At 61.5% G+C, this 21879-nt stretch carries 19 protein-coding genes and 1 pseudogene; 4 read left to right on the top strand and 16 right to left on the bottom strand.

All coding sequences use genetic code 11. The annotated features are described in order from the left end of the window. The first annotated feature begins 81 nt into the window (after nucleotides 1-81). From KY465_RS10980 to xseA, 3 genes are all read left to right on the top strand, one after another. On the top strand, nucleotides 82-516 hold the full coding sequence (locus KY465_RS10980) for an acyl-CoA thioesterase (protein WP_219201676.1): 435 nt from the start codon (nucleotides 82-84) through the stop codon (nucleotides 514-516). After that, the gene (locus KY465_RS10985; protein WP_219201677.1) at nucleotides 513-725 is read left to right on the top strand and encodes a SlyX family protein; all 213 of its coding nucleotides are present in this window, start codon (nucleotides 513-515) and stop codon (nucleotides 723-725) included. Before KY465_RS10980 ends, KY465_RS10985 begins: the two co-directional genes overlap by 4 nt. Before the next feature lie 83 nt (nucleotides 726-808). Then, a complete protein-coding gene (gene xseA, locus KY465_RS10990; protein WP_219201678.1) occupies nucleotides 809-2431 on the top strand; it encodes an exodeoxyribonuclease VII large subunit in 1623 nt (540 codons plus the stop codon). Between the two features lie 119 nt (nucleotides 2432-2550). Here the strand turns inward: xseA and KY465_RS18670 are convergent, their stop codons facing one another. The 12 genes from KY465_RS18670 to KY465_RS11060 form a co-directional block, all read right to left on the bottom strand. Next, nucleotides 2551-6264 (bottom strand): PAS domain-containing protein, encoded by a 3714-nt coding sequence (locus KY465_RS18670; RefSeq protein ID WP_255561563.1) that lies wholly within the window; start codon nucleotides 6262-6264, stop codon nucleotides 2551-2553. Between the two features lie 345 nt (nucleotides 6265-6609). Beyond that, on the bottom strand, nucleotides 6610-7986 hold the full coding sequence (locus KY465_RS11010) for an amidase (RefSeq protein WP_219201679.1): 1377 nt from the start codon (nucleotides 7984-7986) through the stop codon (nucleotides 6610-6612). A gap of 45 nt (nucleotides 7987-8031) precedes the next feature. Continuing rightward, a complete protein-coding gene (locus tag KY465_RS11015; protein WP_219201680.1) occupies nucleotides 8032-9123 on the bottom strand; it encodes a CobW family GTP-binding protein in 1092 nt (363 codons plus the stop codon). Further along, nucleotides 9120-9443: a hypothetical protein gene (locus tag KY465_RS11020; RefSeq protein ID WP_219201681.1), complete on the bottom strand. Its 324-nt coding sequence runs from the start codon at nucleotides 9441-9443 to the stop codon at nucleotides 9120-9122. Before KY465_RS11020 ends, KY465_RS11015 begins: the two co-directional genes overlap by 4 nt. Before the next feature lie 70 nt (nucleotides 9444-9513). Continuing rightward, a complete protein-coding gene (locus tag KY465_RS11025) occupies nucleotides 9514-10389 on the bottom strand; it encodes a polysaccharide deacetylase family protein (protein ID WP_219201682.1) in 876 nt (291 codons plus the stop codon). A gap of 61 nt (nucleotides 10390-10450) precedes the next feature. Then, the gene (locus tag KY465_RS11030; protein WP_219201683.1) at nucleotides 10451-11560 is read right to left on the bottom strand and encodes an ABC transporter ATP-binding protein; all 1110 of its coding nucleotides are present in this window, start codon (nucleotides 11558-11560) and stop codon (nucleotides 10451-10453) included. Nucleotides 11561-11628: 68 nt separating this feature from the next. Continuing rightward, a complete protein-coding gene (locus tag KY465_RS11035) occupies nucleotides 11629-12840 on the bottom strand; it encodes an ABC transporter substrate-binding protein (protein WP_219201684.1) in 1212 nt (403 codons plus the stop codon). Between the two features lie 52 nt (nucleotides 12841-12892). After that, entirely contained in the window at nucleotides 12893-13645 is a 753-nt protein-coding gene (locus tag KY465_RS11040) for an SDR family NAD(P)-dependent oxidoreductase (protein ID WP_219201685.1), read from the bottom strand. 11 nt (nucleotides 13646-13656) lie between these two features. Then, on the bottom strand, nucleotides 13657-14394 hold the full coding sequence (locus KY465_RS11045) for an SDR family NAD(P)-dependent oxidoreductase (RefSeq protein ID WP_219201785.1): 738 nt from the start codon (nucleotides 14392-14394) through the stop codon (nucleotides 13657-13659). A gap of 5 nt (nucleotides 14395-14399) precedes the next feature. Then, the gene (locus tag KY465_RS11050; RefSeq protein WP_219201686.1) at nucleotides 14400-15257 is read right to left on the bottom strand and encodes an ABC transporter permease; all 858 of its coding nucleotides are present in this window, start codon (nucleotides 15255-15257) and stop codon (nucleotides 14400-14402) included. Between the two features lie 22 nt (nucleotides 15258-15279). Further along, nucleotides 15280-16125, bottom strand: a complete 846-nt coding sequence (locus KY465_RS11055; RefSeq protein WP_219201786.1) for an ABC transporter permease — start codon at nucleotides 16123-16125, stop codon at nucleotides 15280-15282. 56 nt (nucleotides 16126-16181) lie between these two features. After that, nucleotides 16182-17285, bottom strand: a complete 1104-nt coding sequence (locus tag KY465_RS11060; protein WP_219201687.1) for an ABC transporter ATP-binding protein — start codon at nucleotides 17283-17285, stop codon at nucleotides 16182-16184. 243 nt (nucleotides 17286-17528) lie between these two features. Here KY465_RS11060 and KY465_RS11065 point away from each other — a divergent pair, with 243 nt between their 5' ends. Further along, complete coding sequence (locus KY465_RS11065; RefSeq protein ID WP_219201688.1) at nucleotides 17529-18539, top strand: GntR family transcriptional regulator; 1011 nt, start codon at nucleotides 17529-17531, stop codon at nucleotides 18537-18539. Here the strand turns inward: KY465_RS11065 and KY465_RS11070 are convergent. From KY465_RS11070 to KY465_RS11085, 4 genes and pseudogenes are all read right to left on the bottom strand, one after another. After that, on the bottom strand, nucleotides 18529-19728 hold the full coding sequence (locus KY465_RS11070) for an ABC transporter substrate-binding protein (RefSeq protein WP_219201689.1): 1200 nt from the start codon (nucleotides 19726-19728) through the stop codon (nucleotides 18529-18531). The two genes, KY465_RS11065 and KY465_RS11070, sit on opposite strands and share 11 nt — an antisense overlap. A gap of 58 nt (nucleotides 19729-19786) precedes the next feature. Then, a complete protein-coding gene (locus KY465_RS11075) occupies nucleotides 19787-20764 on the bottom strand; it encodes a 5-oxoprolinase subunit C family protein (RefSeq protein WP_219201690.1) in 978 nt (325 codons plus the stop codon). Continuing rightward, the gene (locus KY465_RS11080) at nucleotides 20754-21629 is read right to left on the bottom strand and encodes a 5-oxoprolinase subunit B family protein (RefSeq protein ID WP_219201691.1); all 876 of its coding nucleotides are present in this window, start codon (nucleotides 21627-21629) and stop codon (nucleotides 20754-20756) included. The genes KY465_RS11075 and KY465_RS11080 overlap by 11 nt, the downstream gene beginning before the upstream one ends. After that, a pseudogene (locus KY465_RS11085) lies at nucleotides 21622-21879 on the bottom strand (acetyl-CoA carboxylase biotin carboxylase subunit); the annotation flags it as partial. The gene KY465_RS11080 and the pseudogene KY465_RS11085, both read right to left, overlap by 8 nt.

The raw sequence follows: 21879 nt of genomic DNA on the forward strand, positions 1-21879 counted from the left end.
TCCAGAATCAATTGTGGTTGACGGGATCGCGGCGATGAACACCCTGGCCCTTGGATCCGCGCGGCTGGCATAAGGACGGACATGACTCGCCCGACACCCACATCCCTGTCCGATTACGGCCTGCATCGCCACGTGCCGACCCGTTGGTCCGACAATGACATCTACGGCCACATGAACAATGTGACGCATTACATGCTGTTCGATACGGCGATAAACGGCTGGCTGATCGAAGCGGGCCTTCTCGATCTTGACGACGGCGATCCGATCGGACTGGTGGTTGAAACGGGCTGCCACTTTCACGGGCCGGCGGCATTTCCCGACCAGATCACAGCCGGAATTGGCGTAGAGCGCATTGGCCGTTCATCGGTCAGCTATCGCGTCGGGCTGTTTCGCAACAGCGAAGAGACATCTTTCGCCGATGGCCGGTTCGTCCACGTCTATGTTGACCGGCTCGCGCGTCGGCCGATGCCGCTTTCCGAGCGCTGGCGGCAGGAACTGGGAAAGCTGATATCATGAGCGATACGGTCGAAGCGCGCCTTCTGGCGCTTGAGGAACTGGCCGCACATCAGGCCGAGACCATTGAAGACCTGTCCGCACAACTGGCACAGCAGTGGAGGCTGATCGAACGGCTGCAACAACGTTTCGGCGACATGGCCGACCGGTTCGAGGACATCGAGGACCAGACGCGCGCCGCTCAGCCGACACAGAAACCGCCGCACTGGTGACGGCTTAATGTCAGTCATCGCTTACCGATTGCGAAAGGAAACGCCGTGATGAGCTCGGTAGCCATGGAGGTTTGTGGTTGGAGATGACGATTTTCGACGAAACTCCCAGCAACGCCGCGGAATTCACCGTCAGCGAACTCTCGGGCGCGCTGCGCCGGACGGTCGAAGATGCCTATGGCCATGTCCGGGTGCGCGGCGAGGTCGGGCGTTTGAGCCGTCCGGGATCCGGCCACGTCTATTTCGATCTGAAGGATGAAAACGCCGTGCTCTCGGCGGTGGCCTGGAAAGGCGTCGTGGGGCGCTGGACATTCTTTCCCGAACAGGGCCTTGAAGTGGTGGCTACCGGACGGCTGAGCACCTTCCCGGGGCAGTCGCGCTACCAGATCATTGTCGAGAAGGTCGAGCCGGCCGGTGCCGGAGCCCTGATGGCGCTCCTGGAGGATCGGCGCAAGCGACTGGCGGCGGAAGGACTGTTCGCCGACGCTCGCAAGCAATTGCTCCCTTTCATGCCGCGCGTCATCGGGGTCGTCACCTCGCCGACCGGTGCTGTGATCCGCGATATCCTGCACCGCCTGGCCGATCGTTTTCCTCTGCATGTGGTCGTGTGGCCGGTGCGGGTGCAGGGGGAGACGTGCGGAGCCGAGGTGAGCAGAGCCGTTGCCGGCTTCAACGCCCTGGAACCGGGCGGGCCGGTGGCGCGGCCGGATGTGATCATCGTGGCGCGCGGCGGCGGCAGCCTCGAAGATCTGTGGGGTTTCAATGATGAGACGGCGGTGCGCGCGGTGGCGGCCTCGGAGATTCCGGTCATTGCGGCCGTCGGACATGAAACCGACTGGACGCTGATCGACCATGCGGCCGACCGGCGCGCGCCGACCCCGACCGGGGCTGCCGAAATGGCCGTGCCGGTAAAGGCCGATCTGATAGCCCATCTGGCGACGCTCGGCGCCCGGCTGCAAGGCGCAAAACGCCGCTCGATCCAGCGGCGGCTTGAAACCTTGCGAGGGCTGACACGCGGTCTGCCAACGCTTGACAGCCTGTTGGCCCTGCCCCGCCAACGTTTGGACCGGAGCAGTGACCTGCTTGGCAAGGCTCTGATTTTCAATACGGCCAACCATCGTCGTCATTTTGAACGGCAAGCGGCGCGGGTGGTCCCCTCTGCGCTGCAAGCGGCGCTGCGGGAAAAGCGCCAGACGGTCGGTGAGCGGGCCAACCGTAATCGGCTGGCGGTGCGGCGGAGTCTGGAACGGTGTCACGGGGTGCTGGACCGGCGAAGAGCTATGCTGGCAGCAATGCCGCGGCATCTTTTGAGCAGCGTCGGGCGGCAGAAGGACCGGCTGCGAGAAACAGCTTTGCGCAGCGATAGGGCGACATCGCGGCTGGTGGCGCAGTACCGCCGCAATCTTGCGGCACAGGAGCGGATGCTTGGATCGCTGTCGCACAAGAGCATTCTCAATCGCGGTTTTGCCCTGGTTTGGAACGAGGCCGATGATTTGGTCACGCGCGTCGAGCATTTGACGGCTGGCGAGAAGATCGCGTTGCAATTTGTCGACGGCCGCACCGCAGCAAGCGTTGGCCCACCCGGACCAGATGCAGCCGTTGCAGCCGCCGATACCCCTGAAGCGCCGAGGCCTGGAACCAAGTCACCGAAGGCGGCGTCAAGCCGCAAGTCCGCAGCGGGCAAGGGACAGGGGTCACTGTTCGACTGAGCGGACCCCGGACGGGCGCGGTTACCACGACCTGGACGCTAAACGAGAGAAATGGCGCGACGCCGAGCACCCCGTGCTTGCCGCCACGAGAAGATCAGGGCCGTCATCTGCCGTTAAAGCTACTTCGCCATATCCTCTGATATGCTGCGGATCTTCTCAGCCAGCGCATCCATCTGAAATGGTTTCGTCATGACATGCATCCCGAGTTCGAGATGACCGTGACTGAGCACCGCGTTCTCGGCATAGCCGGTGATGAACAAGACCTTCACCTCCGGCTGCATTTGCCGCGCCGCTTCGGCGATCTGGCGGCCGTTCATGCCATTCGGCAGCCCGACATCGGTGATCAGCAGGTCAATCTGCTTGCCCGAGCGAAGGATCGCCATGGCTTCCGGACCATCGCCGGCCTCGAGCACCTGACAATCGAGCTCTTCGAGGACATCGACCACCAGCATTCGGACCAAGGGCTCGTCATCGACAACCAGAACCGTGCGACCGACATTCGCGGCCGTGCGCTCGGTTTCTGAGCGATCGGGTTCCTCGACGGGTTCGATGCCTTCATGGCGCGGCAAATAGAGGGAAATCGTCGTGCCGTGCCCGACCTCTGAGACGATACGGACCTGACCGCCGGACTGACGGGCGAAGCCATAGGTCATCGACAGGCCGAGGCCGGTGCCCAGTCCGATCGGCTTGGTGGTGAAGAACGGATCGAAGGCCCGTTCGATGACATCGAGAGGCATGCCAGAGCCGGTGTCGGCGACGGTCATGGCGATGTAGGATCCGGCGGCGAGATCGATCTCGCGGGCCGCTCGTTCGTCAAGGACTTCATTGCTCGTGCGGATAGCCAATTTTCCCCCATCGGGCATGGCGTCGCGGGCATTTATACACAAATTCAGAAGCGCGTTTTCAAGCTGATTGGGATCCACCAGAGTGGCCCATAGATCCGACTGAGACTGCGTTTCAACGGCAATGGCCGGTCCCATGGTGCGGCGGATCAACTCCTCCATCCCGGCAATGAGCTGGTCAACCCGAGTCGGTTTCGGGTCGAGCGTCTGGCGGCGGGAAAAGGCGAGTAGACGATGAGTAAGCGCGGCGGCCCGACGCGCCGATTCCTGTGCGGCCGTCAAATAGCGATCAATCTCGACGACGCGCCCCTGTGAAAGCCGTGTCTGCATCAATTCCAGACTGCCTGACATGCCGGCGAGCAGATTGTTGAAATCGTGGGCCAGACCGCCGGTCAGTTGCCCGACCGCTTCCATTTTCTGCGATTGTCGCAGCGCTTCCTGCGCCTGGGTCAGTTCGGTCTCGGCGCGCAGCCGGGCGGTGACATCGCGGGCGTGGTGAAATGCGCCGACGATTTCACCGTCCTGGTTTCGCAAGGGCGTGTAGCTGATCTCGAAGCAGGTTTTGTCTCCGCCTGCAGGGCCGAATTCCTCTATGACGGTAAAGGTCTCACCGGCCAGAGCCCGATCCATCAAGCCTGTCAGAAGCGCCGCCTGCCCTTGCGGCATGTGATCAGGCAAGTGGTCGCCGACTTTCGGTTTGCGGCCGAAGAGCTGAGAATAGGCTTTGGCGTGCGCGCTGTTGAACGCAATCACGCGGCGATTGCGGTCGAAAGCGACGACCGGAGCTTCATCCGACTGGACAATGTTCTCATAAAGCCGCAGCGCATCTTCGGTACGCGCCAACTCTGCCTGGCGCTGGCGCTCGGCGGTGACGTCACGGCCGGAACCGTAGGTCAGGCCGCCCTCGTTCTGAGCGAGCCATGAGATCAACCGAAAACCGCCGTCACGATGACGAAAGCGGATATCAACCGTGGACGAGGAGGTGTCCGCTGTTTCCTCTGTCTCGCCTATCCGCGCCGACTCGCCGGATGCCCTTTCAAGGACCTGCCGGCAGGCAGCAATGTCATCGGGGTGCGTAAATTCAGTCCAGTTCCGCCCGATCACCGTATCGGCTCGCCAACCGAGGATGCTGTCCCACGCTTCGTTGGCGGCACGGAAAACACCATCCGGGCCAATCACGACCTGCAGGTCGCGCGAATTCTTCCAGGCGCGATCGCGTTCGGCGGTGCGCTCTGCAACACGCGTTTCCAGGGTCTCGTTGAGTTCCCGCAGTTCCAGTTCGACACGGCGGCGATGAGAGATATCAGTGAACAACACGGCGACCCGCTGCTCCTCGGGCTCGCCGGTTCGGAAAGCGTGGACATCATACCAGCGGCCAAAGGTTTTGGCCTCGTTCTCGAAGCGCACGGCCTTGCCGGTCAGCGCAACGCCGCCATAGATGTCAAACCAATGGCGCTCGAGTTCCGGGGCCGTTTCGCTCACCCACTTTCCAATCGCGTCGACCAGCCCGGTCTGGCGCTCGAAGGCAGGGTTGCCCTCAACAATACGGTAGTCGATGGCGTTGTCCTCGTCATCAAACTTCATCTCGAGCACGCAAAAGCCAGCTTCGACATTCTCGAAAAGCGTGCGATAGCGCTCTTCGCCCTGGCGCAATTTTTCCTCGGCGATCTTGCGTTCGATTGCCAGCGACGCCAGACGGATACAGTATTCGGCAAGTTCGAGATCTTCCCTGGAAGGGGCGCGCTGCGCGGCGTAATACATGGCGAATGTGCCGAGCAGCCGCTCGTCTGCACCAAAAATGGGAGCCGACCAGCACGATCGCAGACCATGCGGGAGCGCCAAATCAGCAAAATTGACCCACAGCGGATCGTTGGCGATGTCTGCGACATAGACCGCTTCGCCGCGCCAGGCCGCGGTGCCGCAGGACCCCGCCTGGGGCCCGATCTCCAGCCCATCAACTGCCTCGGTATAGGCAGTTGGAAGACTTGGAGCAGCCCCATGACACAAGCGGCTGCCTTCCTCGTTCGCGAGTAGAATCGAGGCCTTCATATCCGCGGAAGACTGGTCTTCCGCGGTGCGCAACAGCATATCGAGCGTGTCGTTCAGCGACGCATTGCTCAATGCCGATTCAAGGATGGCATTTTGCGCTGTACGCAACCTCTCGGCACGCGTGCGTTCGGTGACATCAACGCCCTCAAGGAAAATCCCGGTGGCCTTGCCGTCAGCGTCGGTCATCGGTTGATAAACGAAATCGACATATAGTCGCTCGACCGGGGCATCAGGCCTGTGCTGCAACGAGACTTCCACCGCCGTTCCGACAAAGGCTGTGGCGGACTGATAGACTTGATCGAGCAGTTCGATAAAGCCCTGGTCAACGACTTCCGGCAGGGCGTCACGCGCCGCCTTGCCGAGAATGTCGCGATGACCGACAAGCTTGCGGTAAGCTGGATTTGCCAATTCGAAGACATGGTCGGGACCGCGCAGCAGCGCCATGAATCCCGGCGCCTGTTCGAACATCTGCGCCAGGCGCCGCTGCTCCTCGGCATGACGGCGCTCGGCGAGAACGCGCTCTGAAGTCTCGTTGACGATGGCCAGCACGCCACCGGGCTTGCCGCTTTCATCGAGAACGGGCGAATAGCTGAGATCAAGCCAGGCTTTTTCAGAGTTCTTGCCGCGATGCAGCGTCAATTGCTGATCGCTGTAGGCCAAGGTCTCACCGCTTAGCACGACCTTCATCACATGGTCGTTGAAGTCGCGGATCTCCGGCCAGGCCTCTCGCACCGGGCACCCAAGCACAGCGGGATGACGGCTACCGGCGATTACCGAATATCCGTCATTGTAAATCATGAGGCCGGCTTCGCCCCAGAGCAAAGCCATCGGAAGACGCGAGCGCAAAAGAATGGCCGTCGCGGTCTTCAAGCTCTGGGGCCAGCTGTCGATCGGACCGAGCGGCGTCGATGCCCAATCATGCTCCCGAATCAACCGCGCCATGGCGCCGCCTCCGGCGAGAAAGGCCGCTTGTCGTCGGAGATCGTCGTCGTTCACAGTCAACGGGTGCCTCTCTGCCCTGGCCGCATGTTCAAGCCCAACCCCTTTGTGTCAGCAGCACCTTCGCGTTCAAGGCGCTATGAATTCTGCTTGCCGAGCATTCGTAAAGGATGCGAACAGCCGAATATGAATAGCCATATACTGTTGATAATCCAGCAGGCAATCGTTGACAGAGCCGTCAGCCGTTTTCTTGCGCCAACAAATCGTTTTTGACAGGCGGGTTACGCGATGCTTCCTACCGGGCTAGCGCCAACCGGATTTGCCGGATCGCGCTATGCGACTTTGCATTCAGTTGGAAGTTCCGGCGGCCAGCGCCGCTTCGACTGCCGGTCCAAAGCTGAGCACATCCTCGTCCCGTCCCGATGCCGCCGAAAGAAGAAAGCCCGTCGGCATCTGATTTTCGTCGACACCGTTCGGCATTGCCAAGCCGGGCAGATCGAGAAAATTGCCCACCATCGTATTGCGCAAGGTTTTCAGATTGACCCGGTGAAACAGCTCCTTATCGGCTTCCAGCGGCGCGATTTGAGGCGCTATATGGGCGACCGTCGGCATGGCCACGAGGGCACCATCCAGCCAGGAGCGCAGCTCGGCAACCAGATCCCGGCGCGCCCGCTGCAGCATGATCAGGTCATGGGCCGTCATCTTCTTGCCGCCCATAATGCGGTCCACGACACGGCTGTCGATACGGGAGACATCGGGGCCGTCGACCAGTTCACGATGTTCGGCGTAGGCGTCGGCAGCGGCAATCGATCCGTACCGGGCGGCGAGTTCCACGGTCCGCGCAAAGATTGGCAGCGGACCAGAGCGGATCGTGGCGCCGTGTTGCTCGAGGCGCCGCAAAGACGCCTCGAAATTGGCCATGACAGCAGGGTCGACCGCGTCGAGAACAACGGTCTCGGCGACGAAGATCGACAATTCGTGCAGTGGTCTGCGCACCATTGCCGGTGCGGTGGCGCCACGCAAGGCGGCATCAAGCAGGATGCAGTCTTCCACCGAACGGGCCAGCGGACCAATGGTATCGAGCGAGCGCGACAGGGGGAACACACGGGTGTCATCAATGCGGCCGCCCGAAGGCTTGAAGCCGGTGATGCCGTTGAAGGCCGCGGGTATTCGGATCGAGCCGCCCGTGTCGGTGCCAATGGCGCACGGCACCATCCCCGACGCGACGGCGACGCCGCAGCCCGACGACGATCCACCCGGTACGCGCGGTGCGCCATTGCCATGCGGATTAACCGGCGTTCCGAAATGCGGATTGAGCCCGAGGCCCGAATAGGCAAACTCCGTAAGATTTAACTTACCTAAAGTGACCATGCCGGCGCCAGCGAGATGCGTCACGACGGGGGCATCACGGGTCGCCGCGGCTTGATCACGGTAGACGGCCGAACCGGCGGTCGTTGGAACGCCTTCCACATCAATCAGGTCCTTCCACGCGACCGGGACACCGTCGAGCGGGGACAGGGGGCGATTGTCCGCCAGACGCTGCTCTGCGGCGCGCGCTTCCGTCCGGGCGCGCTCGGCGGTGACGGCAAGAAAAACGGGCGAGCTCTGATCGGAAATCGTCTCGAGCAGATGTTCGACAAGCGCCACCGGTGTGGTTTCGCCGGCCTGAAGAGCTCGGCCAATGGCGGCGGCGGACCGGCTGGCGATGGCTTGCAGATCGGGCATGGCTGTCCTTTGTTTGCTTGTGTCGGCTTTGCGATCGCAGGGACCTCAAGCCACTTCGCTTCTTGGCCCCAATGCGCGCGCCTTGGCGAGAAAGGCATTGAGGGAGCGGCGAACCCGCTGCTCGTCAATGCCGCGCGTGATGAAGACGATCTTAGAGCTGTGGTCTTCGTCCGGCCAATGATCAAGATGCATTGGCGGGTGAACCACATGCTGAACGCCGTGCAGGACAACCGGCGTCTGCGATTCCGCGACCTGAAGGATGCCCTTGACCCGCAGGATGCGTTCGCCATGCGCGTGCAAAAGCGCGGTCAGCCATATGCCGAAGGCGGTCCAGTCGATCGGCTCGGGAAAGCGCAGCACGAAGGCATTGGTGTCTGCATCGCCATGCAAGCCGCCGTGGGAGCCGCCGTGCGCGCCATGGTGATGGGTATGCGTGCCCGCATGCTCATGCGAGGGCACTTCCCTCTCGCGTTCAAGCGCTTCGGCGCTGGCGATCCAACGCTGAACCTCGGCGGCGCGGCGCAATTCGTCGCCCACATCTGCCCCGAACAGGAAATCCGCATCAAACCCGGAGCCGGACGATGTGGCGACCGGCGCAGCGGGATTGAGGCGCGCAAGCTGCCTTTTCAGGGTTTCGACGCTGTCGGTTTCAGCCAGGTCGACCTTGGTGATCAGAAGACGATCAGCCACCGCGATCTGCTTGCCGGCCTCGTCGTGGGCAGCGATCGTGCGGGCGCCGTTGAGCGCGTCAATGGTGCAGATCAGATTGGCGATCCGGTAGTGGTTGCGAATGATCGGATCGGCGGCGATGGTCGACAGGATCGGCGCCGGATCGGCGAGGCCCGTGGTCTCGACCACCACACGCGCGAAACGCGGGATGTCGCCGCGAGCCGCCTTGTCGTGCAGGCTGCGGATTGTTTCCTTGAGATCCGAGCGGATGGTGCAACAGATGCAGCCGGACTCAAGAAGCAATACGCCTTCCTCGACCTCTTCAAGCAGCAGATGATCAAGACCGACCTCGCCGAACTCATTGACGATGACGGCCGTGTCAGAAAATCGCGGACTGGCCAACACCTCGCGCAACAAGGTGGTCTTGCCGGAGCCGAGAAAGCCGGTGACGACATTGACCGGGATCACGGTTCCGATCCCTCGATCTGGGCGATCCAGGCCTCATCAAGGACATCGATCGGGGCGCCACGCAGCTGGTCGACAGCGCTCCAGACGCTCTGCAAATCATCGACGATCGCCTGTTTGCCGGTTGGCGAGCGGACAATGTAGCTGGTGGCCTGGAAGTCGGACAGCTTGAGTCGCGCCGCGGCCAGGGCCTGATTGACCAGAGCGGCGCGATGCAGGCGCTCAGCGCGAATGGTGCGGCGTCCGGCGCCCGTGAAGGCATTCGGATGAGCGGACGTCTCCGTCCAGTGAACGGTTCCCAATAGGCCGCACAGCCCGCACATGCTCGTTCCTTTTCGAAATATGAGGAAGCGGGCGGCGGCCCGCTTCTCCCTTTTGCCGCAGGGTCTGACCCTAGCGTGGATAACGGCTGGCGAAGTCGTCAGCGATGGCATCAAAGGTGGTGAACTCCACCCCCTCATGGCTCATGATGTGCTCGTAAAGCCGTTCAAGCATCAGCAACACCTGCGGCTTGCCGGACACATCCGGGTGGATGGTCAGAGTATAGACCGCATAGTCCATCTCGCGATAAACCCAGTCGAACTGATCCCGCCACATTTCCTCGAGGTGGCGCGGATTGACGAAGCCGTGGCTGTTGGGAGCCGCCTTCATGAACATCATCGGCGGCAGATCGTCGAGATACCAGGAGGCGGGAATCTCGATCAGGTCGGTCTCCTCGCCGCGCACCAGTGGCTTCATCCACTCCTCGGCCTTCTTCGAATAGTCGATCTTGGTCCAGCTGTCGCCGACCCGCACGCGGTAGGGCGTGAAGTCGTTGTGCATGAGTGAATGGTCGTATTTGATGCCTTTCTTCAGCAGCAACTCGTTGGAGACCGGCGAAAATTCCCACCAGGGAGCCACGTAGCCGGTCGGACGACGGCCGCAAAGCTCCTCGATCAGGCCGATCGACTTGTCCATCACCGCCTCTTCCTGCTCCGGCGTCATGGCGATGGGATTCTCATGGCTGTAGCCATGCATGCCGATTTCGTGCCCCGCCTCGGCAACGGCCTTCATCTGATCGGGGAAGGTCTCGATCGAATGGCCGGGAATAAACCATGTGGTCTTGATGCCCCAGCGCTTGAAGAGTTCCAGCAGGCGCATCGAACCGACCTCGCCGGAAAACATGCCACGGCTGATATCGCAGGGACTGTCCTCACCGCCATAGGATCCAAGCCAGCCGCCGACGGCGTCGACGTCGACGCCGAAGGCGCAGTAAATCTTCTTGGTCATTCTCAAGTCCTCCATTTGCAAAGTGGATAGATGCCGGTTCGGCGCGCGCGCATCGGCGAACTCACGCCTCGCCCAGCACGATAGTGGCGCGCTCTGGTTTCCAGCGCAGCTCGACTGCTGATCCCGGAACGATGCCGCGGCCTTCAATTCGCTCGCGGTAAGCCTCGATGCGCATCGGGACGAGGCCCGGAAGCTCCACACCGATATAAACCACCTGGCCGACCGGCTCGACGCTGGTCACGGTGCCGCGAGCGCGATCCAGCGCCGCATCTCCTGCGGGTTCAGCCGCGGGCACGATGTCGATATATTCCGAAGGCGCGACAACCATTGCTTTCTGGCCGACCGTACCGGAACCGGCCTTGAAACTCGGCACACCGGAGAACCGGCCAAGGGGTGTTGTCACCGAAGCCCGATTGCCATCGATGTCCGCAAGCTCACCCGGAATGATCTTGTTGCGGCCGATGAATCTTGCAACGAAGCCGGATTGTGGGCGGGTGTACAGTTCAAACGGCGAGGACACCTGCTCGACCCGGCCGGCGTTCATGACGACGACGCGGTCGCCCATCGACAGGGCCTCCGACTGGGCGTGGGTGACAAAAACGAATGTGATGTTGAGTTCACGCTGGAGGATCTTCAGTTCCTCCTGAATGGATTTGCGCAGATTGGCGTCGAGCGCACCCAAGGGTTCATCGAGCAGCAGGATATCCGGTTCCGTCACCAGACCGCGCGCCAGCGAAAGCCGTTGTTTCTGGCCGCCGGACAGCGCGCCTTCGCGCGCATCGACAACATCGCCCAATTGCAGCTTGTCGATGATCGCATCGGTGCGTTTCTTGATTTCGGAAGCGCTCAGATTGCGCACATGCAGACCGAACTCGATGTTCTGGCGCACGGTCATATGCGGAAAAATGGCGTAGTTCTGAAAAATGGTCGCCGTCGGCCGGCGCTCGGTCGGCACGTGGGTGAAATTCTTGCCGCGGATGATCAGATCCCCGGAGGTGATCGATTCCAGTCCTGCAATCATGCGCAGCGTGGTCGTCTTGCCGCAACCGGAGGGGCCGACGAAGGATATGAATTCACCCCGCTTGACCTCAAGATCAAACGCCTCGACGGCCACGGTTCCACCCGGGTAAATCTTCCGCAGCCTGACCAGTTCGAGGTCGGTGTCAGTCATGAGGCATCCTCGGCTTTTCTGGTGGTGACGCGCGGACTCCGTGGTCCGCGCGCCTTGAACGTTGCAGGTCAGGCGCTCAGGAATTCGTCCCAGCGCATGATCAGATGATCGTACTCATCCGGCCACTGATGCCAGTAGCTGACATGGCTGGCCCGCTCTTCGAGCGATCCACCATCGCGCAGATCGCCCGGCTTGATGCCGCGCTCTTCCGGACCTTCCCACGGCTTGCCCTCGTACCAGAAGCCGTATTTCTCCGGCGCCATGACATCCTTGATCGTCGTGGTCGGCGAGTAGTAGCCCTGCTCGGAAACGATGACGCCCGGGTCCCCGGACAGCCAGTAGTCGGCGTAGGCGCGCACGGCCTCGGCGTTTTCGCTGGAGGCGATCTGCGAGATGCCGATGGCCCAGGCGCGATACCCTTCCTTGGGAACGGCATAGGAGCATTCGATACCCTGCGCCTTGACCGCCATGACAGCCGGCTGCCAGGCATCGGCAAGGATCATTTCGCCCGAAGCAAGCAGGTTGACCAGCTCGCCGAAGTCGCCCCAGAGAGCGCGGAACTGTCCGCCCTTCTTCTTCGAGATCAGGAACTTGGAGGCTTCGTCGATCTGTTCCTTGGTCGGGTTGCCAGGATTTGGCACATCGAGCAGGCCGAGCGAGTTCATTGCCAGGATGGCCTGACCGAAGGCGATCAGCGGGTCGACATTGAGGCCGGTCTTGCCCTTGAACTTGTCATCGAACAGCGCCGTCCAGGTGTTGGCTTCCTCTGCACTGACGAGGTCCGGGCGATAGCCGATCGAATCGAAGTTGTAGACCGTCGGAACCATCCACAATTCGCTCTGGGCATCGTCAGCCCAGATCTGGCCGGAAATCTGGGCACGGGCTTCCATCTTGGAATCGGCCTCGGTGAAGATCGGCCGGATCGAATTCCAGTTGGACAGGCTGGAGGTCGGGATCGGCGCGATGGTTTTGGTTTCGGTCATTGCCGGCAGGCGCTCGCCAATAATCTCCCAGCAATCATAGGCGTTCGAGCCAGACAGCAATTCGGTCTGGGTGTTGGGGAAGATATCGGCTTTGCCGGAAACCGAACCGACCCCGGACTTGGCCTTGAAGTCGTTGAGAATGCGTTCCTGCACGGTCACCGACAAACCAACGGTTCGCAGTTCCTGATTGCCAAGTTCCTGAGCCCAGAGCATGTCCGGACGGATCAAGGCAGAACTTCCGGCAAGGGCACCGACCCCTGCTACGAAGCTACGACGGGATATGGGCATATTACTCATTGAAATGTTCCCTGTTTTTTTGAGTTGCGTAAAACTTTTCTTGGGCCGGCCATCAGTAGCGGCCGACCAACAATCCCCCATCCACGGTCACGACTTGGCCGGTGATGTACCGGGCCTGCTCCGAGGCGAGGAATTTGATGACGTCAGCGATGTCTTCCGGCTCGCCGACGCGTCCTATGGGAATGAAATCCGCAGCCTTCTCGAGTCCGGCCGGTCCCAACGAATGTTTCTCCGACAGGGCCTGGGCGGTGCGGATATAGCCGGGCGCCACGCCGTTAACGCGAATGCCGGCGCGGGCCAGTTCGACGGCGAGGCCGCGCACCAGCCCCACGACGCCAGCCTTGGCGGCGGAATAATGAACATGCTCGTCCCAGCCATAGGCTACGCCCATGATGGAGGAGAGACAGACAATGGCGCCCTTGCCCGATTTTCGCATCGCCGGAGCTGCGGCGCGCACCAGGCGCATCATGCCCTTGAGATCGATGTCGAAGGTGTGATCCCACTTTTCGTCGCTCAACTCTGCGAGCGGAATCCTGTGGGCTATGCCGGCGTTGCAGACGATGCAGTCGAGTGCGCCATAGGCGGCTTCAATGTCGGCGACCAACTGATCGGTCATCGCCGTCGAGGTGACATCAAGCTTGTGAAACTCAGCCTTGCCGCCCGAGCCGAGAATGGAATCGGCGACTGCCTTGCCCTCGCTCTCAAGGACATCGGTGACAAAGACGCGGTCGCCGTTGTGGCCGAAGGCCTTGGCCGTTGCGCGGCCTATGCCGATGCCGGCTCCCGTTATCAAGACATTTCTCATCGCTCTGGCTCCTAAAGCATCACATCGCCGGAGTTCGGCCCGAGGGTCTGGCCGACATAGGTGGCAGCCTCATCGGAAGCGAGGAAGGCCACCGTTGCCGCCACATCCTCCACTTCCCCGAAACGTCCGAGTGGCAGTTCGCCAGCCTTGCGGCTGCGCCATTCGTCCGACAACGCCATCACCAATTCCGTGTTGATCGGCCCTGGTGCGACGGCGTTGACGCGCACTCCAGCGGCACTGACCTCCCGCGCCATCGCCTTGGTCAGGCCGATAATTCCTGCCTTGGCAGCGCTGTAATGGGCCAATTCGATGCCGCCGATCTGCCCAAGCTGCGAGGCGATATTGATGATGGCACCGTTTTTAGCCTGCAGCATCGGTCCGATGGCGCGGCGGCAGCCGAGAAAACAGCCGCGGAGATGAACGGCGATCATTCTGTCGAATTCCTCGACGCTCATATCGGCAAGACGGACCTGCTGAACAATGCCGGCGTTGTTGACGGCAAGCGTGCAGGCACCCCAGGCTTCCTCACAGGCAGAGAAGGCGCGGTCGATGTCGCCCGGGTCGGAGACGTCGCCGGCCACGACAAGGGCCGTGCCACCAGCCTCTGCGATCATGTCGACGGTGTGCTGCGCGGTGGATTGATCAAGGTCCTGGACGACCACTTTTGCACCCTCGGCCGCGAGCCGCACGGCAATGGCCCGGCCAATGCCGGCCCCGGCGCCGGTTACCACAGCATTGTGCTTTGCCAGCCGGCTCACTCGATGTCCTCCTGAACGCCGATACCCTTTGTCTTGGCGCGCCGCACGGAGGCGGCCATCAACAGTCCGTAGACGGAAAGGAGAGCAAAGGAGAAGACGGTGGTGAGCACACCGAACGCGAACAGGTTCGGATGGATCTCGACGGCGAAGGTGCCATAGATGGCGATCGGCATCGTCACCTCGGAGCCACCCGTAAACAAGGTGCGCGGGAATTCATCGTAGCTGAGCGTGAAGGCGAACAGCATGGCCGACAGCACGCCGGGAAAGATCAGCGGAAAGGTGATCTTGCGGAAGGTGCGGCCTGGCGGCACGCCAAGCGCCCATGCGGCTTCCTCGACCGAGCTGTCGAAGCGGTTGAAGATGGCGAGCATCACCAGAAAGGCGAAGGGATAGGTGTAAACGACGTGCAAGACGAACGCCGTGCCCCACCAGGTGCGCGCGATACCCACCTGATCGGCAACAAGCGCCATGCCAAGTCCGAGGAGGACGCCAGGCACCATCATGCCGAGCACGACGAGATAGAAGACGAAGCCGGAACCCTTGAAATGACGGCGAAATGCCTGAGCGGTCAGCGTTCCGAGCACCGTCGAGACGACCATCGTGGCAAACGCCAGGGTCAATGAACGGGTCAGGGCCTCGGCAATCGGAAGCGGCGCAACGCGTGATGGCGGCGCGATGCCGAGCACATGCTGGTACCAATAGGTCGACCATTCAATGATCGGAAATTGCGGTCCGCCTTCGGGACCTGCCTGAAAGCTGAGTATGCCCATCACCACGAATGGCGCGTAGAGAAAGGTGATGAACAGAGCGGTGTAGAAACCGAGGCCCGCTTTGAGAAAATTGAAGTTTCGCATGGTTATCAGCCCCTGTTTGCCATCACAATTCACGCCGCAGATTGACGACGCGCAGCAGGCCGATGATCACGACCGCCATAACGAACGTCAGAACGACACCGATGACAGCGGCAAAAGCCCATTTGAGCGAACCGACCTGCGTGACGATGATGTTGCCGAGCAGATTGACCTTGCGGCCCGAGAGTGCAGAAGCCGTGGCGAATTCGCCGAGCACCATGACCGAGACGAAGATCGCACCGACGACAACACCCGGCAGGCTGAGCGGAAAGATCACCTTGCGAAAGATTCGCCAGGAGGATGCGCCAAGATCGCGCGCCGCTTCGATCAGGCTGTCATCGATGCGCGCCAGCATGAAGGCGATCGGGCCGACCATGAAGACGACGTAGATCTGCACCATGCCGATGATCACCGACAATTCGGTGAACAACAGAACTTCGATCGGCTGTGAAATCAGCCCGAATTTCTGCAGCACGATGTTGATGGCGCCTTCTTTGCCGAGCATCGGGCGCCAGGCGAGAACGCGAATGAGAAACGAGGTCCAGAACGGGATCACGCAGGCAACAAGAAGGATCGTCTGAACCGTCTTGTTGCGCACATGCTGGCCGATAAACAGCGCCGCCGGATAGCCGATGACGAAGGTCAGGACAAGCACGGTCAGCCAGATGCGCAATGTCCTGAGCAAAGCTCCGAAATAGGTTTCGGAGCTGAAGAAGGTCACCCAGGACTTGACCGTCAGATCTGGCGAAATCGAAAAGGTCGACTGCGTCCAGAAGCTGACATAGAGCATCATCAGCAGAGGGACGACGAGAAACAGGATCATCCAGATCACGCCGGGGGCAAGCAACAGGAAATGCCCGTATTTCTGCATGAAACCGGATCGATCAGCCGCATGTCCGGCGGAGTCGGCAGGCTCGACTGCACTCATCAGGCCGCTCCCCTCATTGAATTGTCCATAACCAACCGCCCTTTCACGTCGAAAAGCAATGCGTCGGCGGCGTGCCAACAGATTGTGCATTGCTGGTCGCGCTCATAGCTGGCGGGATCTTCGCGACTGAGGTGGCGCACCACCTCGAAGGTGCCTCCGTCGATGCGGCGGAAGATATAAATGATCTGGCTGCCCATAAATTCGCTGGCGATGAACCGCGCCGACATGCTGGCGCTGCCGTCCGGCACCATCTCACCCGGCGCAAGGACATGCGCGGCATCATAACGAACAGCGTAATAGCCAAGTTCGGGAACGTCACCGACAACCGGGAAAGCACCGTTGCTGCTTGTAAACCGGCCATCCGAAAGCGTGCCGCTGAGAATGTTGTAGGCATTGATATAGCGGGCGACGTCAATGGTGGCTGGCACAGTGAAGATCGTATCCGGCGGATCGACCTGCAGCAGGCGGCCGCGGTCGAGAACAATCATCCGATCGCCCATGGCGATCGCTTCCGCCTCATTGCCGGTCACATGCATGAAAGTGACCCCGAGCGCACGACGGATCTTCTGCAACTCCACGGTCATGCGTTCGCGCAGATTGGCATCGAGAGCGCCGAGCGGCTCGTCGAGCAGACAGACCTTTGGCTCGGTCACGAGTGTGCGCGCCAGAGAAACCCGCTGCTTCTGACCACCGGAAAGTTGCCCGACCATGCGACCACCGAGATCGGTCAGGCCGACGAGTTCGAGGATATCCGCAACCCGTTTCTCGACACGCGCGGGGTCGGTGACCGGATCGAGCTCACGATGCCGGAGTCCGAACGCCACATTGTCGATGACATTCAGATGCGGAAACAGGGCGTATTTCTGCTGCACGAAGCCCAGATTGCGCATGTGGGTCGGCTGCGTGGTGATATCGACGCCGTTAAGCCAGATTGAACCGGAATCCGGTTTTTCCAACCCGGCGAGAAGGCGCAGCAAGGTCGACTTTCCCGATCCGGAGGGGCCAAGAAGGGTCAGATACTCGTCGGCATGCACTTGCAGGCTGAATTCGTCGATCGCCTTGACGCCAGAAAAGGCTTTCGCCAACGCCCGCACTTCCATCATCTGCACATTCCTCGCACGCCCCGACAGGATCCGAGGCCGACTGAAGCATAAATGCACTTCGTATGCAAAGGAAAAATCAATGCGGACATTACCCGATTTTCCAATGGGCTTTCTCTGCACATACAGCTAATTATAGGAGGATGAAGCATGATATCGCGAAATTTTATTGTATCTTGTTGTCAAGTGCATTTTACAGATAGTCCGGTTGCGCAGAAAGGAATTTTTGGTCATGGGAATTGAACGATGAAAAACGATTCCCGCACTGCGCCGCGCTACGAGCGCATCGAGGCTGCCTTGCTCGACGCCATTGCCGACGGTCGGCTGGCGGAGGGCACGGTGCTGAACGAAGGCCCTGTTGCCAACGTCTTCAAAACCAGTCGGACGCCGGTACGCAAAGCCCTTGCCGAACTCAATGCGAAGGGCGCGCTGGCGCGCTTCGACGGGCGCGGTTTCATTGTTGCCGGCCAGAACAACGGGGCGATGCAGCATGTGCGGCGGCTGAAACTGTCGGCGGAGATGCTCGGCGCGGCGAGTGAGGCTGAGTATGAGACGCCGCGCGCCAGCGCCGCGATCATTGCCGAGGATTTCGAGCGCGAGATCGTCAATGCCATGCCGTTCGGGCTGTACCGCATCAATGAGATGGCGGCGGCCGAGCACTATCAGGTCAGCCGCACGATTATCCGCGAATTGCTGCAGCGGCTGCAGGATCGCGGGCTGGTGCGCAAGGACCGGCGGTCGCATTGGGTCGTCGGCCCGCTGACGGCGCGCGACGTGGCGCACTATTTTTCAATCCGCCAGAAACTGGAGCCGCTGGCCCTGCGCGAAAGCGCGCCGGAAATGGCGCTCGATGACATTTGTGAGATGGTCACACGGACCCGGGAGGCGCTTGAGTCCGGCGATGACGTCATGGGGGAGCGGGTCGACGCGCTGGAGCGTGATATTCACTGGCGCCTGCTGCGCCAGACCTCGAACCAGCATTTGCTGCGCATGATCGAGCAGAGCCAGATCGCGCTCGTGGTCAATAAGGTGTTTTCCAGTTCGATCGGCGCCCGGCCGTTCCGGCAACCGCTGGAAGAGCATGCGATCATTCTCGAATTTGTCATACGCGGTTCGCATGATGCCGCCGCGAATGCCCTCGAGGAACATTTGCGGCTGTCGGCGGATCGCACCGGCAAACGGTTGATGGCGCTTTCCGTATTCCCGACACCGGATTTCCACGGCTATCTGAAGCCGGAGAGCCGGTTTACCGATTGAGCACGTTTTCCCAGCGGCGCACCAGGTAATTGTGCTCTTTCATCACGGTGTCCCAGACGGCGACGCGTGACATGCGCTGCTCGTAAGCGCCCCCCTCGCGGCGTTCGCCCTTGGAAAAGACGATCGTGCCATCGGCATCGCGGATATCGCAGGCCGCCGTTGTACCGCGGTACCAGAACTCCCATTCCTCCTGCGACAGATATTTTCGCACGGCTGCGCGGCCCGTCATGTAAGCGCCATTGCGCGACATCAATGCGCCGGCGCGGCCGTCGAACCACCAGTTGATATAGTCATAGGCGGCATCGACTGCCCAAGCGTCGGCCTTGACCGAGAGAGCCAGTCCGCCAAACCAGCCGCGATAGCCGAAATCGGGGGTGACCATGTTGACGGGGATGCCGCGGGCGCGAAGCTTGGTGAAGCCCGACCACCACAGGGATCCGATTGCGCGCTGGCCTTCGCCAAAGGCCTCAATCGCCTGCGCCTCGTCGGCCCAGAGACAGCGAAAATGGCCGGCCGCACGGTAGGCATGCAGGCGATCAACCAGAGCATCGATTTCCTCGAGACTGAGATCGCCGGCATCGCCTGCGACCAGTTCGCCGGTGGCGTGCAATGCAAGCAGCATGTCGAGACTGCCGATCGCGGCGTCGGTCTGCAGCACGACGGCGCCGGCCCATTTCGGGTCCAGCAGTGCCCCCCAGCTTCTGATCTCGCCGGGATCGGATCCGATCACCGCGAAACTGTCGGCATTATGGACCGTGGGGACCATGGATATCTGTCGCGTCTCGCGGCTGCCGAGCGTGCCGTCGAGCTGCACGAAGAGGCGCTGAGAGGGGTCACTGCCGGGCGCGGAAAGCGGCGTACCGCCGACCATGGTCGACGCCGGCAGCCGTTCGATCTGATCCCAGCGCTGAATACGGGTGACGTCAATCGCGCGGATCGATCCGGTCGGCCAGATCAGGTCGATGTCATGAAACCACTGATCGTAGACGTCAAAAGTATCAGGATAGAGCGCGCCGCGCCGTTGCGATGCGGTGCCGTCAAGCGAAATGAATTCGAAACGATCGCCAAGATCCTCGATGGCCGCCTTCTTGAGAGCATCAACCTGGGTGACGGTCGTGCCAAGGACGCGCAAGGGATCACGCGCCCGATTGACGAAAGGCGTCTGTATTTTCGCCGCCGCGCCGCTCATGGCTGGCTGTCCATCGATGTCCCCCCGCCTGCCGCGCATGATTGCGCAGATCGGGCGCTCACGCCAGTGACTGGCGTATTTGTTCAATCAACCTTGTTCTTTGCTGTCTTGCTTCCAGGGCGGTTTTCATATCGACCTTGATGAAGCGTGTTGCGGTATGGGGCTGCATCTGACCGATGAGGTCCATGTCGGCGGAGATGACGGTTCCGATCATGAAGTATCCGCCGCCGGAGACGGCGTCGCGGTGCAGTATGATCGGTTCGGTGCCGCTGGGGACCTGGACGGAGCCGTAGGGGTAGCAGGCATCGGTGATGTTGGAGGGATCTGCGCCGGCGCCGAAGGGCTGCCTGCGCTCGACGAATTCGAGCTTGCGGCCGCCCTGGAAGCGATAGCCCATGCGATCGGCCTCGTTGGCGACCTTCCACTCATCGGCAAAGAAGTTGTCTTGCGCCTGTTCGGTGATGCGGTGCCAGTAGAGGCCGGGCAGAACGCGCAGTTCGGCCGGGTTGCCGGGGCCGCGGCGCAGCGCCTCGGGGACGCTGCGGCCGGGCATTGCCGCGTTGTGGGAAGACGGGCCGACCGGCAGGGTGTCGCCGGGCTGGACGGCGCGCCCGTCAATGCCGCCCAGGGCGCCGATGGCATAGGTCGAACGGCTGCCGAGCATAGGCGGGGTGTCGATGCCGCCGGAGATGGCGATATAGGCGCGGGAGCCCGACTGCAGGAAGTCGAAGGAGAGCACCTGGCCGGCCTTGACCTTTAGAGCCGTCCAGGTCGGGCAGGTCTCGCCGTCGATCCTGGGCGGCAGTTCGGCGCCGCAGACGGCGACCAGGGCATCTTCGGTGAATTCGAGTTCGGGTCCGACAAACACCGATTCAAGACCGGCGGCGCCCTCGTCATTGCCGACCAGAAGGTTGGCGGCGCGCAGGGCCAGACGGTCCATGGCCCCGCCCATGGGAATGCCGAGGTGATAATAGCCCGGCCGCCCCAGGTCCTGGATGGTGGTGGCGATGCCGGCGGAGAGAACGTTAATCGGCATGAAGAGCCTCCAGCAGTCTGGCATTGGTGCCGTCGATATCGGCGTTGTAGTCATTGAGCGAGAAGCGCACCTTGGCGATGCGCGGCGCATAGGTTCCCGCCTGCACCTGTGCGACCGCCGCATCGTATTCCTGCCGGTCGATCGGCTTCCACTTGACGATGTCGCCGGGCTTGAAGAAGACCATGAAGTCCTCGAGATAGGAGACGGTCTGCTCGGGATCGAAGATCGGCATCGGGGTGATGCCGAACATCTGGTAGCCGCCGGCGCCGCGCACCGAATAGACACAGGAGAAGCAGCCGCCATAGCCGACGGTCAGTTTGGGCGTGTCGGTGCGCGGGCGCAGATATTTGGGGACCTGGATCTGCCGCTCGCGGTCGACCATCTGATACAGGAACGGCAGGCCGGAGACGAAGCCGACCATGGAGACGAACCAGGGCGCGCCCGAATGGGCCTCAATGAAGGCGGCGACGCTGTCATAGCCGTTGATCCTGGCGGCATATTCGATGTCAGTGGCCTCGGGGTCCTGGTGGCGCTCGCGAAAGCGCATCAGGGTCTCGTGGGTCCAGGGGTCCTGATAATAGACCGGGATCTCGACAATGCGCGTGTCGAGCACCGGCTCGGCGGTCTCGGCGGTCTCTTCAAGCTCCTTGAGCCGGGCCATCAGATCGTCGGGATGGATGCGGTCGGGGTCGAACTTGACCTGGAAGGAGGCATTGGCCGGACAGATCTCGGTGACGCCGTCAATCTGCGCCTCGCGGATGGCGTTGGTCATCGACAGGCTGACGAAGAAGGCGTCGAGCGACATCGCCTCGTCGACCTCGACGAAGATGTGTTCATCGCCCCCGAATGTATAGCGGCTACTCATCGGCCGGGCCCTTCCTTGTTCTGATGGTGTCGAGATTGGCCTCGAGCCATGGCTCGAGCCAGCGGGTGTGGACCGCATTGGCGCGCACATCCTGGCTGGAAAGAAGTGCTGCAAACAGCGGCGCGGTGGTCGGCAGGCCGTCAATGCGCAACTCGCCGAGGGCCCGGCCAAGCCGGCTGAGCGCCTTGTCGCGATCCTCGCCCCAGACGATCAGCTTGCCCAGGAGCGAATCGTAGAAGGGCGGGATCTG

The sequence above is a fragment of the Neohoeflea coraliihabitans genome (assembly GCF_019334345.1).
Taxonomy (GTDB): Bacteria; Pseudomonadota; Alphaproteobacteria; order Rhizobiales; family Rhizobiaceae; genus Pseudohoeflea; species Pseudohoeflea coraliihabitans.

Bases quoted from the DNA above. Each gene is read 5' to 3' on its own strand.
- KY465_RS11070 (WP_219201689.1), bottom strand. From the start codon at position 19,728: ATGAGCGGCGCGGCGGCGAAAATACAGACGCCTTTCGTCAATCGGGCG.
- xseA (WP_219201678.1), top strand. From the start codon at position 809: ATGACGATTTTCGACGAAACTCCCAGCAACGCCGCGGAATTCACCGTC.
- KY465_RS11010 (WP_219201679.1), bottom strand. From the start codon at position 7,986: ATGCCCGATCTGCAAGCCATCGCCAGCCGGTCCGCCGCCGCCATTGGC.
- KY465_RS11040 (WP_219201685.1), bottom strand. From the start codon at position 13,645: ATGAGAAATGTCTTGATAACGGGAGCCGGCATCGGCATAGGCCGCGCA.
- KY465_RS11075 (WP_219201690.1), bottom strand. From the start codon at position 20,764: ATGCCGATTAACGTTCTCTCCGCCGGCATCGCCACCACCATCCAGGAC.
- KY465_RS11030 (WP_219201683.1), bottom strand. From the start codon at position 11,560: ATGACTGACACCGACCTCGAACTGGTCAGGCTGCGGAAGATTTACCCG.
- KY465_RS11025 (WP_219201682.1), bottom strand. From the start codon at position 10,389: ATGACCAAGAAGATTTACTGCGCCTTCGGCGTCGACGTCGACGCCGTC.
- KY465_RS11080 (WP_219201691.1), bottom strand. From the start codon at position 21,629: ATGAGTAGCCGCTATACATTCGGGGGCGATGAACACATCTTCGTCGAG.
- KY465_RS11050 (WP_219201686.1), bottom strand. From the start codon at position 15,257: ATGCGAAACTTCAATTTTCTCAAAGCGGGCCTCGGTTTCTACACCGCT.
- KY465_RS11035 (WP_219201684.1), bottom strand. From the start codon at position 12,840: ATGAGTAATATGCCCATATCCCGTCGTAGCTTCGTAGCAGGGGTCGGT.
- KY465_RS18670 (WP_255561563.1), bottom strand. From the start codon at position 6,264: ATGGCGCGGTTGATTCGGGAGCATGATTGGGCATCGACGCCGCTCGGT.
- KY465_RS11020 (WP_219201681.1), bottom strand. From the start codon at position 9,443: ATGTGCGGGCTGTGCGGCCTATTGGGAACCGTTCACTGGACGGAGACG.
- KY465_RS11055 (WP_219201786.1), bottom strand. From the start codon at position 16,125: ATGCAGAAATACGGGCATTTCCTGTTGCTTGCCCCCGGCGTGATCTGG.
- KY465_RS11060 (WP_219201687.1), bottom strand. From the start codon at position 17,285: ATGATGGAAGTGCGGGCGTTGGCGAAAGCCTTTTCTGGCGTCAAGGCG.
- KY465_RS10985 (WP_219201677.1), top strand. From the start codon at position 513: ATGAGCGATACGGTCGAAGCGCGCCTTCTGGCGCTTGAGGAACTGGCC.
- KY465_RS11065 (WP_219201688.1), top strand. From the start codon at position 17,529: ATGAAAAACGATTCCCGCACTGCGCCGCGCTACGAGCGCATCGAGGCT.
- KY465_RS10980 (WP_219201676.1), top strand. From the start codon at position 82: ATGACTCGCCCGACACCCACATCCCTGTCCGATTACGGCCTGCATCGC.